We start from the raw sequence: 13,592 nt of genomic DNA on the forward strand, positions 1-13,592 counted from the left end.
AGCCCCCTCATTCGTCCAGCTCGGCCAGATAGAGCATGGGGATCACGGCGTACATGGCGGCGCACTTGACCAGATGCTCCTTCCAGGTCTTCTCGTTCGGCGCGTGGGCTTCCGGCTCCTTGCCCGGACCAAAGCCGATGACAGGAATGCCGTGGCGACCCATGATGGAGACGCCGTTGGTGGAGAAGGTCCACTTGTCCACCACCGGCGCCTTGTTGAACAGCTGGGTGTAAGCCTTGGAGAGGGTCCGGACCGTGATGTGATCCTCTTCCACCTTCCAGGTCGGGAAGTAGCACTCGGTCGGGTAGACCAGCCCTGTGTAGGCCGGGCGATCGTACTGGTACATGGAGACCTCGGCCCCGGCGGCTTTCACCGCAGGCAGGGCGCGGATCTCGTCCAGCGCACCTTGCCAGGTTTCACCCCAGGTCAGACGGCGGTCGATGGAGACGGCGCAGCTGTCCGCCACGGCGCAGCGGCTTGGCGAAGTGAAGAAGATCTCGGAGACGGTCAGGGTCCCCTTGCCGAGGAAGTCGTCATGGCCGAGGTTGTGGCTGAGCGCCTGCAGCTCACCGAGGATGGGGCCCATCTTGAAGATGGCGTTGTCACCGCGCTCCGGCGCCGAGCCGTGACAGCTCACCCCCTGCACCTCGACGCGGATCTCCATGCGGCCGCGGTGGCCACGGTAGATCTGGCAGTCGGTTGGCTCGGTACTGACCACGAACTCGGGGCGGATCTTGCTCTGCTCTATGATGTACTGCCAGCAGAGGCCGTCGCAGTCCTCCTCCTGCACTGTGCCTGTCACCAGCAGGGTATATTGATCTTCCAGCCCCATCTCCTTGATGAGCTTGCCGGCATAGACCATGGAAGCCATGCCCCCTTCCTGATCGGAGGCACCGCGGCCACCGATGATCTCGTGATCCTCCATTCCCTCATAGGGATCGAAGGTCCAGTTGGCGCGGTTGCCGACCCCGACGGTATCTATGTGGGCATCCATGGCGATCAGGTGCGGGCCCTGGCCGATATAGCCCAGCACGTTGCCCATGGGATCTATCTCGACCCTGTCGAAACCGACCTTCTCCATCTCCTGCTTGATACGCAGCACCACCCGCTTCTCATCACAGCTTTCGCTCGGGATGGCTATCATGTCGCGCAGGAACTGACTCATCTCGGCCTTGTACTGATGGGCCTTCTCCAACACCATTTCAAACGGAATTTGCTTGCTCATTGTGATTTCTCCAAACATTCGAGAGTGTGCTGCCTGTTCATCGGCAGCGCCCTGTGCCCGTTACCGCGCCCCGTTGGCGAGGCGCGATCAGTTCTTCAATTCGTGTCTCTGCTCTTGCAGGGAGTTACTCGCAGGCTGGATGTTTGCCTTCCCACACCACTTCCCGGTAGTGGGTCACATCGGTATCCCCTTCGGTGTTGATGATGAGCACCACCGAGTTGCTATCCAGCCCGAGGCGAGCCATCAGCGCCGCGCGATCCGGGTGGTGACGCACTGCCGCCAGCACGCCGGTGCCGACCGAGCCGGACTCACCGGAGATGATGCGGGGATCATTGCCAAGGGGGTTGCCCAGCACCCGCATGCCCAGCGCCGATACCTTGTCGTGGCAGGAGATGAACTGGGTGGTGCAGCTTTTGAGCAGCGGCCAGCCGAGAGGGTTGGGTTCGCCACAGGCGAGACCGGCCATGATGGTGCGCATATCGCCCCCCACGTTGACCATCTCCCCCGCTATGCCGGAGCGGTAGATGCAGTCGGCCTGATCTGGCTCGACAACTATGCTGTGCAGGTTTTTCGCCCCGAAGCAGTCCACCAGATAGCCGAGCACCCCCCCCGCCAGCGCACCTACGCCAGCCTGCAGCAGCACGTGGGTGGGCTGCTTGATGCCCCTTCCCTGCATCTGTTCGACCGCTTCGTCGGCCAAGGTGGAGTAACCCTGCATGATCCAGGTCGGGATCTTGGTGTAGCCCTCCCAGGCGGTGTCTTGCACTATGTGCCAGCCGCGCTCTTCGGCCATCTTCATGGTCAGGCGCACGGTGTCGTCATAGTTCATGTCGGTGACTATGCACTCGGCACCGAGATTGAGGATGTGATCCACCCGCTCCTGGGCCGAGCCCTTGGGCATGTAGACCACCGCATGCTGGCCCACCTGCTTGGCGGCCCAGGCGACGCCGCGACCGTGGTTACCATCTGTGGTGGTGGCAAAGGTCATCGGCTCCTTGATGGTGCGTTTGATGAGATCGAAGGAGAAATCCTCGATTGCCACCCCATATTTTTCACAGAGCAGGTTGGCGATGGCGTAGACGCCACCCAGCATCTTGAAGGCATTGAGGCCAAAGCGCTTTGACTCGTCCTTGACCAATATATTTTTCACCCCGATATAGGCGGCCAGCGCTTTCAGGTCGCACAGGGGGGTCGGCTCATAACCGGCCAGTTTTTTATGAAAGGCACGAGCCTTCTGCGCCTCGGCGCGAGAAAACAGGGGCAGGGATTCACCGGTAAAAAAACGGTTATCGGCAATATCCATCTTCAGGGAGAATTGGGACATGAATACCTCACAGAGAGTCATCTCGCCGGGGATCATTGATTAAAAAGAGCCCCGGGGAGAGAACCCGTGACAATGATTGCGCCATGATGGCCGGGCGGGGAAATAATCCCGACCCGGCCCAACCATTATTTTACGCGTTTTTGCGCCTCTTTTATCAAGCCCTCAAGCGCGGCGCCTGGCGCCGAGAATTTACGGGCAACTATCATGGCGGCGATAATATAGGGCTTCCAACTCGCCTCTTTATAAGTGGCGATGCGGTATTTCTCGAATACCCCTTCGCTCACCTCGCCCGCCTGACAGGAGACGCCGGTAATATCGGCCGGCAGGCAGTGCATATAGAGCGCCTCGCCCCTTTTGGTGAGGGCCATCATCTCCTCGGTGCAGTGCCAATCCTGATGCTTGGCGTTCTGCGCCAGGCACTGCTTTTCCAGCTCCTTGAGGCCGGCGTGATCGTTGGCCCGCAGCAGCTCGGTGCGCTGCTCCATCACCTGATAGGGAGCCCAGGACTTGGGATAGACGATGTCTGCATCCTTGAAGGCCTCTTCCATGGAGGTGACCTGACGAAAGCTCCCGCCGGAGGCCTTGGCGTTCTCATGGGCCACCGCGATCACGTCCGGGATCAGGTCATACCCTTCGGGATGGGCCAGGGTCACTTCCATGCCGAAGCGGGTCATCAGCCCTATGATGCCCTGCGGCACGGAGAGCGGCTTGCCGTAGCTCGGGGAATAGGCCCAGGTCATGGCAATCTTCTTGCCCTTGAGGCTTTCCAGGCTGCCGAAGTGCTCCTGCAGCCAAGCGAGATCAGCCATGGACTGGGTCGGGTGATCAATGTCGCACTGCAGGTTGACCAGGGCCGGACGCTGGGGCAGCACCCCCTTCTCGAACCCTTCGTCCAGTGCCGCGCCCACTTCACGCATGTAGGCGTTGCCCGCCCCCAGATACATGTCATCGCGAATGCCGATGGCATCGGCGCAAAACGAGATCATGTTGGCGGTTTCACGCACCGTCTCGCCGTGGGCAATCTGGGATTTGCCCTCGTCCAGATCCTGCTGGGTGAGGCCGAGCAGGTTGAGGGCGGAGGCATAGGAGAAACGGGTGCGGGTGGAGTTGTCACGAAACACCGAGATGCCAAGGCCGGTATTGAACAGCCTGGTGGCTATGTTCTCGGCCCGCAGCCCCTTGAGGGCCTCAGCCAGCTTGAGGACCAGCGCCAGCTCCTGGGGGGTTTGCTCCCAGGTCAGCAGAAAGTCCTTTTCATGCAGGTTGGATTTGAGCTCATTGATCTCTTTGATTAACTGGTTCACTGCTTTCATCGTTAGCCCCAATCTGTTGATGAGATATGGATTGCTCCCCTTCCACTCACAAGGTCACCGAAAATAGGGCCATTGGGTGAGTTCATCGGTCAGCGTCAAACAAGAGCAATCAATAAGCATGCCAATGCGGTATTTAAGGGGGAATAACGAGAAACAGGAAAATAGATGTGAGCCAGCGCACATGACAACGCTATATAGAGATACAAGGTGGCACTTTTACGATAAATGCCGACACGCCAAAGCCGTATTTAAAATAGTGACAGTATGCGCGCTGATAATTATCACCCTGGCTATCAGATACGGCCCGTTAATTGATAGGCGATGCGGGGGAATTATCATAATGATAATGGCCTTGCCCCAGGCGCAGCCATTATCTGCGAGCAGGTCGCCGCTTGCGACCAGCGGCGGTGTGAGGATCAGGCCTGCACGGCGATCTCGTACTTCTTTATCTTGCGATAGAGGGTCGCAATCCCAATCCCCAACGCTTGGGCGGCCAGCTTCTTGTTGCCAAGACGCTGCAAGGTTTCCTCTATCACCTGCTTCTCCATGCTCTCCAGCCCGTTTTCCCCGAGGGGCAGCTCCAGGCTTCGCTCGGCCTGGCCTGCTCCCCGCGCCGCTGCGTGGCCTTGCAGGCTCCCTTCTCCCGGCAGGGGCCAGGGAACCCCGGCCGCACCCTGCGTACCAGGTGCAGGGCTGACAGCTGCATTATGGCCAAAGGAGGGATCGGAAGCCGCTGCATGGGCGTAGGGCTCGGGCGCGAGCGGTATCCGCGCGATGTGCGCCGCGCTGCCAGGTTGCTCGTCCGCCGCGCTTCGCTGGTTGCGCAGGATATTGGGGGGCAGGAGTATGCTTTCGATCACCTCCCCCGCCTGCACCACGTTGACCAGGTATTCGATGAGGTTGCTGAGCTCGCGCACGTTGCCGGGCCAGCGATACCCCTCGAGCAGGCCCATCACCTCAGGGCTCAGTCCTGGATAGATGAGGCCGATGCGGCTGGTGTGCAGGTTGAGGAAGTAGTGGGTCAGCAGCGCCACGTCCCCTTCCCGCTCGCGCAGCGGCGGCAGGTGAATGGGGATGACGTTGAGGCGATAGAAGAGGTCTTCGCGAAACTTGCCCTCGGCAATGTACTGCTCCAGATGCTGGTGGGTCGCGGCTATGATGCGAATGTCCACCGGCACGGGCCGGCTGGCACCTATGGGCGTTACTTCCCGCAGCTCCAGCACCCGCAGCAGCTTGGCCTGCATGGTAAGCGGCATGTCTCCTATCTCGTCGAGAAACAGGGTGCCCTGATGGGCGGCCTGGATCAGCCCCTGCTTGCCGCCGCTGGAGGCGCCGGTAAAGGCCCCCTTCACGTAGCCAAACAGCTCGCTCTCCAGCAACTGCTCCGGAATGGCGGCGCAGTTGATGGCGATGAAGGGCTTGTCATGACGCGGGCTGAGGCGGTGAATGGCGCGTGCCACCACCTCCTTGCCGGTGCCGCTCTCGCCGCAGACCAGCACGCTGGAAGGGCTCAGAGCGATGCGATGGAGCAGTTTTTTCAGCGCCCGCATCGGCTTGCTTTCGCCGATCAGCAGCGCCATGCCCTCGTCCGGCTCCAGTGGCTGGCTCAGGGCAGAGTGGGACTGGTGAAACGCCATCAGGAACAGCTGCTGGCCCTGCACATGGTGCAGCTGGCCTATGATGAGCTCCTGGCGATCCGCCAGTGTGATGATGTGCTGCATGTGCCCGGTCAGCCCCTGCTGGGCGAAGGTGAGCGGACGCACCCCAATCTCGCGCCCCAGCAACTGCTCCTGCTGGCAGTTGAGCTGCTTGAGCGCCACCTCGTTGGCATAGCGCACCTGGCTCTTCTCGTCGAGCAGCAGGCAGCCCTGATCCATGTGGCTCATCAGGTTCAGGAACACCTTGTTGACCCCGTCCGACAAGCCGCGGGAATCGAGCAGCTTGGCCACGAAGATGCTGGAGATGTGCTGCACATAGTCGCACACCTCCTGCAGATTGTTGTTGAGGCGCGCCTGCTGCTCGGCGTTGAAGGCCACCAGGCTGATGACCCCGATGCAGGTATCCTCCACCATGATGGGCACCCCGAGAAAGGCGCGCTCCCGGCAGCTCTCCTTGCAGCTGCACCCCTCACAGACGGGATCCTCGCTGGTGTGGGTGACTATCTTCTCGCTCTGGTGTTCGATCACGTAGCGCAACAGGCGGGAGTCTCCCTCCAGCTGGCGGCCGAAAAACTTGCCGTAAGGGCCGGTTCCCGCCACCCGCACCATGTTGGCGTCGACGATTTCCACTTCCAGTTGCAGCACGCTGGCCAGCATCTTGGCAAAGCGCAAGATGGTGGGCTGGATCTGCATCAACAAACATTGGTTACTGACGGACATCATGTTGTTAATCCCTTGGCTCCCACCCTGGGTGGGATTCATGCTGGCCAGATACTATGCCAATTCGACGGCAGCGACTTCGCCGAGGATCACGAAAAGGGAACTTGCATCCACCCCGCTGCCGGGAGTGGGAGCTGGCGCAGACTGGGGAAGATGAGAGCGAGGGAGCAAGCCGCGGACGCCAGCAGGCGTCCACGAAAACTGCGGAAAAACGGCTCAACCGTTGATGTGCAAGGCCAGCCAGACTGCAAGCGGGATCACCACGACCGAAAGCGCATTGCCGCCAAGCACTATGCTGGCCACTTTTTCCGGCTGGCACTGATATTGCTCACAGAGCATGTAATTCAACACCGCCGGGGGCAGTGCCACCGACAACATCAACAGCGGGATCCACTCCGCCTGCAGCGGCAGCAGCCAGACCGCGAGTCCAAGGGAGATCCCGCCCGCCAGCAGGTAGAGCAGGTTGCACTTGAGGGCGAGCCCCAGGTGGTCAAGCTCCCCTTCCATCAGCCGGATGCCGAGGGCAAACAGCATCAAGGGCACCGAGATCTGGCCGAGCAGGGAGGCGCTGGTCACCAGGTATTCCGGCAGCGCAATGTGCAGGTTGGCCACCAGCAAGCCGGCGAAGGCGGCCCACAGCACAGGGCTGCGCAGCCAGAGCCAGCGGGAGGTGTTGGCCGAGAGGATGAACATGCCCACCGAGAAGTGGAGCAGGTTGGAGAGCACGAACAGTATGACGATGGCGCCCAGCTGCTGCTCGCCAAAGGCCAGCACCATCAGCGGAATGCCGAGGTTGCCCGTGTTGCGAAACATGGCGGGCAGGATCAGCGCAGGTCTACTGATGCTTTTCAGCCTGAGCAGGGAGAGCAGCAGACCCGGCAACAGGATCACCAGGGCCCCCGCCGCGATGAGCGGCAAATGGGCCATCAGCGCCAGCGGATATTTGACCAGCGCCGAGAACACCAGCGCCGGGGTGAACAGCTCGATATTGGCCCGGTTGACATAGCCCAGCGCCCCGCCCGGTCGCAGCCGGCCATAGAGGGCACCCAGGCCCACCACGGCAAACACCGGTATGACGATATTGAGCAGTGCGCTGAACATGGGCGAGCCTCTTTACAGTTCGCGGGCGGCTGGCCCCATCAGCAAGACGGGATCCAGCGTCACTTCCAGCGTGCCGTTGCTGACCCAGAGCTGACCGTCGGAGATGGTGCAGGTGAGGTGCATGGTGCGCGCCACCATGGCGGTCAGCGGCAGGGTCTGGCTGTCGGAAAGCTCGATCACTGTGAGGTTGTCGTGCTGGCTGAGCTTGCCCTGATTCTGCTTCCACCAGACGTTGGTGCCACGGCCACCGTAGAGGTAGAGCACCACATGACGGGAGCGGTTGCACGCCTTCTTCAGACGGCGCTCGTCGGGCTGGCCCAGCTCGATCCAGAGCTCGATTTCATCGGAATAGTTCTTGCGCCACAGCTCGGGCTCGTCGTCGGCGGAGAGCCCCTTGGTGAACTCCAGCCGCTCGGCGGCGTGCCAGGCGAAGGCCGCCAGCCGGATCATCATGCGCTCATCGGTCTCGGAAGGGTGACGAGCCAGGGTCAGTGAGACGTCCTGATATTGGTGGCGGTCCATGTCGGACAGGCTGAGTTGAGCCTTGAATACGGTTGCCTTGAGAGCCATAGAGGGGGAACCTAATTTTGCTGTAAGCCACGTAGTTACTGGGGTTGCGAGTATACCCATTAAGTTCTCTATATGAAACCGTGTAGAAGGCTGTGTAGAGGGCTGCTCCTGCTTCCCCTAAGCGTGATGCAATCAGTACACAAGGAATTTCATCCTTACAGAACGAGCCCCTCTAGCATTCTCCACGTTTTGGATGCAGCTTATCCGCATTAGCATTGTCACTAAGTGAGGGCACAACATGAGTTCAGAACTACAAGCTGCTCTGGTGGGCGCTTTAATCGGTGGATTACTAAGCTTGCTTGCTATCATGCTTTCCCACTACCTTCAAAGCAAAGCAGCCGAGAAAGCAGAGGAAAACCTTATAAATGGCTTTATCTGGTCTATTCATACAGAAATATTAGCTGCATACAATCGTTACATGGCAACACTTGGAGCCCATGTCGAAGAAAGCCAAGAAAATACCCCTCTTTTCTTTCATTATCTAATTCAAGAAGATTACTTTACTATATTTAACAACAACTCAGAGCTTATAGGAAGAATAAAAGACCCTAGTTTAAGAATGGAGATGATAACCCTGTATACTCTTTCTAAAGGCATGGTTGATACCTTTAGACAGAACTCTGATTTCACAAGACGCTTCGAGGAGTTTAGGAACAACCCTCAACTTCAGGCACAAGAAGTGTATGAAGCTAACTCAAAGAATTATTACGACCAGCTATCTGACTATGGGAACTCTATCAGAGCAGGTCATAAATCTTTTAAGAGCGAGGCAGTAAAACTTCTTAACAGAATAGAAAAAGAAATACCTCTACGCTGAACAAAATATATTCAAAGGAAACACAAAATGGAAGAGCTCACCTCGTTCATTGACCCTGCATTTAGCCTTTTATCTGCTTTAGTTGGTGCTCTCATTGGTGGATACATGACAAGAAAGGCTACTATAGAAGGAGCTAGGCAAGCCCATAGGCTTCAGATCCAAGCTGCGCGGGCGGATGAAGAAAATCTAGTTAATAAATTTCTATGGTCTATCCATGATGAGCTGGCATTCCTACATGAGCACTATATGTCATCCATAGGAAATGAAATTGAAAGAGTAGATAAAACCATATCTTTTCACAGTTTTAAAAAATGGAACTTTGAAAACTGCCTCTTGTTATACAATTCAAGCCCATCATTAATTATCAGGATAGACAACATCAGAGTTCGCTCCAAAACTATAGAAACACATATCAATATAAAGTCATTGTTCGATGCTTTACAGGAGCATTTCCGACTATCCAAAGAAGCCTTCGATATATCATTACAACCATTTTCATTAGAAAAGAATGCATTCGAAAATAAACTACATGACATTATAGATGCACATACAGACAGAATAATAATGCGTCAAAAAGAAGCGTTCTCCAATATTGAATCACTCCTAAAACTTATTGAAGACACCATCCCCAAGCAATAGAAAAGACACCCCAAGGAGCCTTACTTTTTCCCTACGAACAATGCATAGCCCCTAGATTCCATGTCTCACCCATGTAAAAGCAGGGGCTACATCTCCGTGGATTGTTGTGCTTGCTCTGGTCAATGCTGGTAAAGCTTGGGAAGCCCCACGCCAGCACCCGCAGAAGCTAGCAGCGAGCTGCTTTGCATCTGAACAACCCTCACAGGGGTTACACGGTTCACCATATCAATCTCACGCGTCATCGCGGAGTAATCAATTCCCTACACAGGCTCAAAAAACAAATGCCAGTCCGAAGACTGGCATTTGGCGGTATGAACGAAAGAAGCGGATCACTTCTCGGCGGACTTGACCCCGAAGGCATTGAGCAGCAGGCAGCAGGTCACTGCCACCGCCACAAACCCGCTCAGGAAGATAAAGGGCATGGCCCCGTATCCCAATACAGTCCAGATGGTTTGTTCAAGCAGACTCATTATGTGTCCTTCATCCAGTGAAATGGGTGTCCCTTTCGTGACGGGGTTATCCCCCCGTTCCTGATGATGCTATTTGACCCCAACCAGCGCCTGAGTCCTATGCCACCAAAGTAATAAATAGGGGGCGACTTTGCGCTGGATCAACAATTTAGCCCTTGGCCAGGACAAATATGGACGCAATTCAGCCAGTTGTCAGCCGACTGTGCCTGCCGCCCACGGCATGGATCGCGCAAAACACAGGAGGCGACCCTGGGGTCGCCTCCTTGACATCAGCCCTGCCGTCACCGGCAAGGTGCGTTGCTTAGTAGAAGCTCAGCTGCTCCGCCGCCATCGCCTTGAGGCGCTCGCAGGGGGCGAATCGGTCACCGTAGCGTTTCTGGTAGTGCTCGAGGCGTCCCACCAAGTGCTCTATGCCGAGGCTGTCCATGTAGCGGAAGGGGCCGCCGAGGAAGGGCGGGAAGCCGATGCCGAAGATGGCGCCTATGTCGCCGTCACGAGCCGAGGCCACCACGCCGCTGTCCAGCGCCATGGCCGCTTCGTTGAGCATCATCAGCACGCAGCGTTCGGCAATCTCCATCCGGGATTGCTTGGGCACAGGCTTGACGCCCAGCACGGCGTAGACACTCTCGTCCACCTTCTTCTTGCCTTTGGCCGCCTTGCCATAGAGGTAGAAGCCCTTGCCGTTCTTGCGCCCCTTGCGATCGTTTTGCAGCAGCTTGTCAAACGCCGCCGGCGCCTGGAAGCGCTCACCACCCAGCTCTTTCTCCAGGATGGGCGAGATCTTGGCGCCCACGTCTATCCCCACCTCGTCGAGCAGGGTGATGGGACCGACCGGGAAGCCGAAATCGAGCAGGGCGCCGTCCAGCACCTCCACCGGCTCCCCTTCCAGTACCAGCCGCGCCGCCTCGTTCATGTAGGGCGCCAGGATGCGGTTGACGTAGAAACCGGCCTCGTCTTTCACCACGATCGGGGTCTTGCCCTGGGCACGGGCAAACGCCAGCGTGGTGGCCACCGTCTCGGCACTGGTGCCGGCGTGGGGAATGATTTCGGCCAGCGGCATCTTGTCCACCGGGCTGAAGTAGTGCAGGCCCACGATCCGCTCCGGGTGCGCCGCCCCGGCCGCTATCTGGTGGATGGGCAGGGAGGAGGTGTTGGAGGCAAACACTGTGTGCTCACCGCACTCGCGCTCCACCTCCTTCACCATCTGATGCTTGAGGGCGAGATCTTCAAACACCGCCTCCACCACCATGTCCACCCGGTGGAAACCCGAATAGTCCAGCGTGCCTGACAGCAGGCTCATCTGCTTCTCCAGCTCGCTGCGCAGAATGTGGCGACGCTTGAGCTTCTTGGCCAGGATCTCGTAGCTGTAGCGCATGGCATTGCCGATGCCGGCACTCGCCACGTCCTTGATCCGCACCGGCACCCCCGCCTTGGTGGCGGTGACGAAGGCGATACCGCCCCCCATCAGGCCCCCGCCCAGCACGGCGGCATGGGTGACCTTGCGCGGTTCAGCCCCCTGATAGGTGACCTCCTTCTTCATCTCTGTGGTGGCGAAGAAAATGGAGCGCAGGGCGGCGGATTCCGCCGTCATCACCAGCTCGCCAAAGTGGCGGGACTCGGCGGCGAGGCCGGCCTGCATCCCCTCTTCCACCCCGATGCGTACCACCTCGAGGATCCGCTCCGGCGCCGGGTAGTTGCCGCGGGTCTTGGCTTTGACCCCCTTGCGGGCCTGGTCGAACAGCACCTTGCGGCCCAGCGCATTGGTCTCCAGCAGCTTGCCCTGCAGATCCCGCTTCAGCTCGTGGCGGGGTTTGCCCTTCTTGGCCAGCTTGATGGCTGCTTCCAGCAGAATGGAGGGCGGCACCACATCGTCCACCAGCCCCAGTTTTTTGGCCTGTTTGGCCCGCACCTGCTTGCCGGTCAGCATCAGATCCAGCGCCTTGGCCACCCCGATGAGACGCGGCAGCCGCTGGGTCCCGCCGGAGCCCGGCAGCAAACCCAGTTGTACTTCCGGCAGCCCCAGCACGGTTTTGCCGTGATCTGTCACCACCCGGCCATGACAGGCCAGCGCCAGCTCCAGCCCGCCGCCGAGGCAGGGGCCGTGAATGGCGGCGATCACCGGGATGGCCAGCGACTCGATCTCGGCAAAAATCACCTGCCCTTCCCGCGACAGCGTCTGGGCATCCTGGGCACTGGTGCAGGCCGCCAGCATGCTGATATCGGCGCCTGCGATGAAGGAGTCCTTCTTGCCGGAGGCCACCACCAGACCGATCAGCTCCTTGTTGGCCTTCACCTCGGCCAGCACTGTGCGGATCTCGTCCACGAAGGCGGCCTTCAGGGTATTCATGCTCTCGCCCGGCACATCCATGGTGAGGATACCGATGCCATCCTGGCGCACCGCCAGGGAAAAAGTCTTCTCGCTCATCACTCTACCTCCAACACCATGGCCACACCGAGCCCACCCGCCGCACAGGCGGTGTTAAGCCCCAATCCCCCACCCCGACGACGCAGCTCGTGCAGCGTCTGGGTGATCATGCGCGCACCGGTCGCAGCAAAGGGATGGCCATAAGCCAGGGAGCCGCCGAGCACGTTGAACTTGTCCATGTCCACCTCGCCGATGGCCTGATCCCGACCCAATTTGCTGCGGGCAAACTCCAGACTTGAAAACATCTTGAGGTTGGCCAGGGTCTGGGCGGCAAAGGCCTCGTGCATGTCGATCAGGGTGAGATCGCTGAGCGTGATGCCGGCGCGGTCCAGCGCCAGCGGCGTGGCATAGGAGGGGCCCATCAGCATGTCTTGCCAGACATCGATGGCAGAGAAGGCGAAGCTGCGGATATAGCCAAGCGGCTCGAGTCCCAGCTCTTTGGCTCGCCCTTCGCGCATCAGCAGCACGGCGGCGGCGCCGTCGGTGAGCGGGGTGGCGTTGGCGGCGGTGACAGTGCCATGCACCCGGTCAAACACGGGTTTGAGCTTGGCGTAGCTCGCCAGATCGGAGCTTTCGCGGATGTTGTTGTCCCGCTCCAGCGGCGACTTGTAGGGGGGCACGTGGGCGGTGAACACCTCGCCGCTCAGCTTGCCATCGGCCCAGGCTTGCGCCGCCAGGCTGTGGGAGCGGTGAGCCAGCGCATCTTGCGCCTCGCGGCTGATCTGGTGGCTCTTGGCCATCTGCTCGGCGGTCTGCCCCATGGAGAGACCGGTGGAATACTCGGCCACGGCGGGCGGCACCGGCATCAGATCCTTGATCCTCAATGCCCGCAGAATATTGAAGCGCTGCTGCAGGTTGCGAGCCTTGTTGAGATCCACCAGGGCGCGGGCCAGCGTCTTGCTGACGCCGATGGGCAGCACTGAGGAGGAATCGGCCCCGCCGGCGATGGCGATGTCGACCGTGCCGGCCATGATGGATTCGGTGACGTTGGCCACCGCCTGGAAACTGGTGGCGCAGGCGCGCGACACGCTATAGGCATCCGTGGTGACGCTCATGCCGGTGCCGAGCACGATTTCACGGGCTATGTTGGGCGCTTCCGGCATCTGTACCACCTGGCCGAACACCAGCTGGTCGATGAGTGCGGGATCGAGATCGGTACGGGCGAGCAGTTCACTCACCACCAGCTTGCCGAGATCCACTGCGGGCACGCCGTGAAAGGCGGTGGCCTGCTTGGCAAAAGGGGTACGCAGACCCGCCACGACGGCAATCCGTTCGCCCTGGCGAGTCGTCAGTTTCAATGGCTGTTTCATCCTGGCTCCTTGGGTTAAAA

11 protein-coding genes are annotated in these 13,592 nt (G+C 59.2%); 2 read left to right on the plus strand and 9 right to left on the minus strand.

Annotation, left to right across the window (positions count from 1 at the left end; genetic code table 11):
* Positions 1–7 precede the first annotated feature (7 nt).
* The 6 genes from ACM3N8_RS01080 to ACM3N8_RS01105 all read right to left on the minus strand — a co-directional run bounded on the left by ACM3N8_RS01080 (position 8) and on the right by ACM3N8_RS01105 (position 7,911).
* On the minus strand, positions 8–1,225 hold the full coding sequence (locus tag ACM3N8_RS01080) for a YgeY family selenium metabolism-linked hydrolase (protein ID WP_416015316.1): 1,218 nt from the start codon (positions 1,223–1,225) through the stop codon (positions 8–10).
* Between the two features lie 124 nt (positions 1,226–1,349).
* A complete protein-coding gene (dpaL, locus tag ACM3N8_RS01085) occupies positions 1,350–2,549 on the minus strand; it encodes a diaminopropionate ammonia-lyase (RefSeq protein WP_416015317.1) in 1,200 nt (399 codons plus the stop codon).
* Between the two features lie 125 nt (positions 2,550–2,674).
* Complete coding sequence (gene ygeW / locus ACM3N8_RS01090; RefSeq protein ID WP_416015318.1) at positions 2,675–3,862, minus strand: knotted carbamoyltransferase YgeW; 1,188 nt, start codon at positions 3,860–3,862, stop codon at positions 2,675–2,677.
* Between the two features lie 416 nt (positions 3,863–4,278).
* Positions 4,279–6,243 carry a sigma 54-interacting transcriptional regulator gene (locus ACM3N8_RS01095; protein WP_416015319.1) on the minus strand — a complete coding sequence of 655 codons (1,965 nt, stop codon included), beginning with the start codon at positions 6,241–6,243 and terminating at the stop codon, positions 4,279–4,281.
* 213 nt (positions 6,244–6,456) lie between these two features.
* Positions 6,457–7,341: an AEC family transporter gene (locus ACM3N8_RS01100; RefSeq protein WP_416015320.1), complete on the minus strand. Its 885-nt coding sequence runs from the start codon at positions 7,339–7,341 to the stop codon at positions 6,457–6,459.
* A 12-nt stretch (positions 7,342–7,353) separates the two neighbouring features.
* Complete coding sequence (locus ACM3N8_RS01105; RefSeq protein ID WP_103470832.1) at positions 7,354–7,911, minus strand: YaeQ family protein; 558 nt, start codon at positions 7,909–7,911, stop codon at positions 7,354–7,356.
* Between the two features lie 238 nt (positions 7,912–8,149).
* Here ACM3N8_RS01105 and ACM3N8_RS01110 point away from each other — a divergent pair, with 238 nt between their 5' ends.
* Both ACM3N8_RS01110 and ACM3N8_RS01115 read left to right on the plus strand, forming a co-directional pair.
* Positions 8,150–8,728: a hypothetical protein gene (locus ACM3N8_RS01110; RefSeq protein ID WP_416015321.1), complete on the plus strand. Its 579-nt coding sequence runs from the start codon at positions 8,150–8,152 to the stop codon at positions 8,726–8,728.
* 27 nt (positions 8,729–8,755) lie between these two features.
* Entirely contained in the window at positions 8,756–9,367 is a 612-nt protein-coding gene (locus ACM3N8_RS01115; protein WP_416015322.1) for a hypothetical protein, read from the plus strand.
* A gap of 329 nt (positions 9,368–9,696) precedes the next feature.
* Here ACM3N8_RS01115 and ACM3N8_RS01120 read toward each other — a convergent pair whose 3' ends face one another.
* The 3 genes from ACM3N8_RS01120 to fadI all read right to left on the minus strand — a co-directional run bounded on the left by ACM3N8_RS01120 (position 9,697) and on the right by fadI (position 13,572).
* Complete coding sequence (locus ACM3N8_RS01120; RefSeq protein ID WP_005301193.1) at positions 9,697–9,837, minus strand: TIGR02808 family protein; 141 nt, start codon at positions 9,835–9,837, stop codon at positions 9,697–9,699.
* A gap of 301 nt (positions 9,838–10,138) precedes the next feature.
* Positions 10,139–12,262, minus strand: a complete 2,124-nt coding sequence (fadJ, locus tag ACM3N8_RS01125; protein ID WP_241324888.1) for a fatty acid oxidation complex subunit alpha FadJ — start codon at positions 12,260–12,262, stop codon at positions 10,139–10,141.
* Positions 12,262–13,572 (minus strand): acetyl-CoA C-acyltransferase FadI, encoded by a 1,311-nt coding sequence (gene fadI / locus ACM3N8_RS01130; RefSeq protein WP_416015323.1) that lies wholly within the window; start codon positions 13,570–13,572, stop codon positions 12,262–12,264. The genes fadJ and fadI overlap by 1 nt, the downstream gene beginning before the upstream one ends.
* Positions 13,573–13,592 lie beyond the last annotated feature (20 nt).

This window comes from Aeromonas sp. A04 (assembly GCF_047780465.1).
GTDB classification, from domain to species: Bacteria; Pseudomonadota; Gammaproteobacteria; order Enterobacterales; family Aeromonadaceae; genus Aeromonas; species Aeromonas bestiarum.

Bases quoted from the DNA above. Each gene is read 5' to 3' on its own strand.
- ACM3N8_RS01105 (WP_103470832.1), bottom strand. From the start codon at position 7,911: ATGGCTCTCAAGGCAACCGTATTCAAGGCTCAACTCAGCCTGTCCGAC.
- ACM3N8_RS01100 (WP_416015320.1), bottom strand. From the start codon at position 7,341: ATGTTCAGCGCACTGCTCAATATCGTCATACCGGTGTTTGCCGTGGTG.
- ygeW (WP_416015318.1), bottom strand. From the start codon at position 3,862: ATGAAAGCAGTGAACCAGTTAATCAAAGAGATCAATGAGCTCAAATCC.
- ACM3N8_RS01120 (WP_005301193.1), bottom strand. From the start codon at position 9,837: ATGAGTCTGCTTGAACAAACCATCTGGACTGTATTGGGATACGGGGCC.
- ACM3N8_RS01115 (WP_416015322.1), top strand. From the start codon at position 8,756: ATGGAAGAGCTCACCTCGTTCATTGACCCTGCATTTAGCCTTTTATCT.
- ACM3N8_RS01110 (WP_416015321.1), top strand. From the start codon at position 8,150: ATGAGTTCAGAACTACAAGCTGCTCTGGTGGGCGCTTTAATCGGTGGA.
- dpaL (WP_416015317.1), bottom strand. From the start codon at position 2,549: ATGTCCCAATTCTCCCTGAAGATGGATATTGCCGATAACCGTTTTTTT.
- fadJ (WP_241324888.1), bottom strand. From the start codon at position 12,262: ATGAGCGAGAAGACTTTTTCCCTGGCGGTGCGCCAGGATGGCATCGGT.
- ACM3N8_RS01095 (WP_416015319.1), bottom strand. From the start codon at position 6,243: ATGATGTCCGTCAGTAACCAATGTTTGTTGATGCAGATCCAGCCCACC.
- fadI (WP_416015323.1), bottom strand. From the start codon at position 13,572: ATGAAACAGCCATTGAAACTGACGACTCGCCAGGGCGAACGGATTGCC.
- ACM3N8_RS01080 (WP_416015316.1), bottom strand. From the start codon at position 1,225: ATGAGCAAGCAAATTCCGTTTGAAATGGTGTTGGAGAAGGCCCATCAG.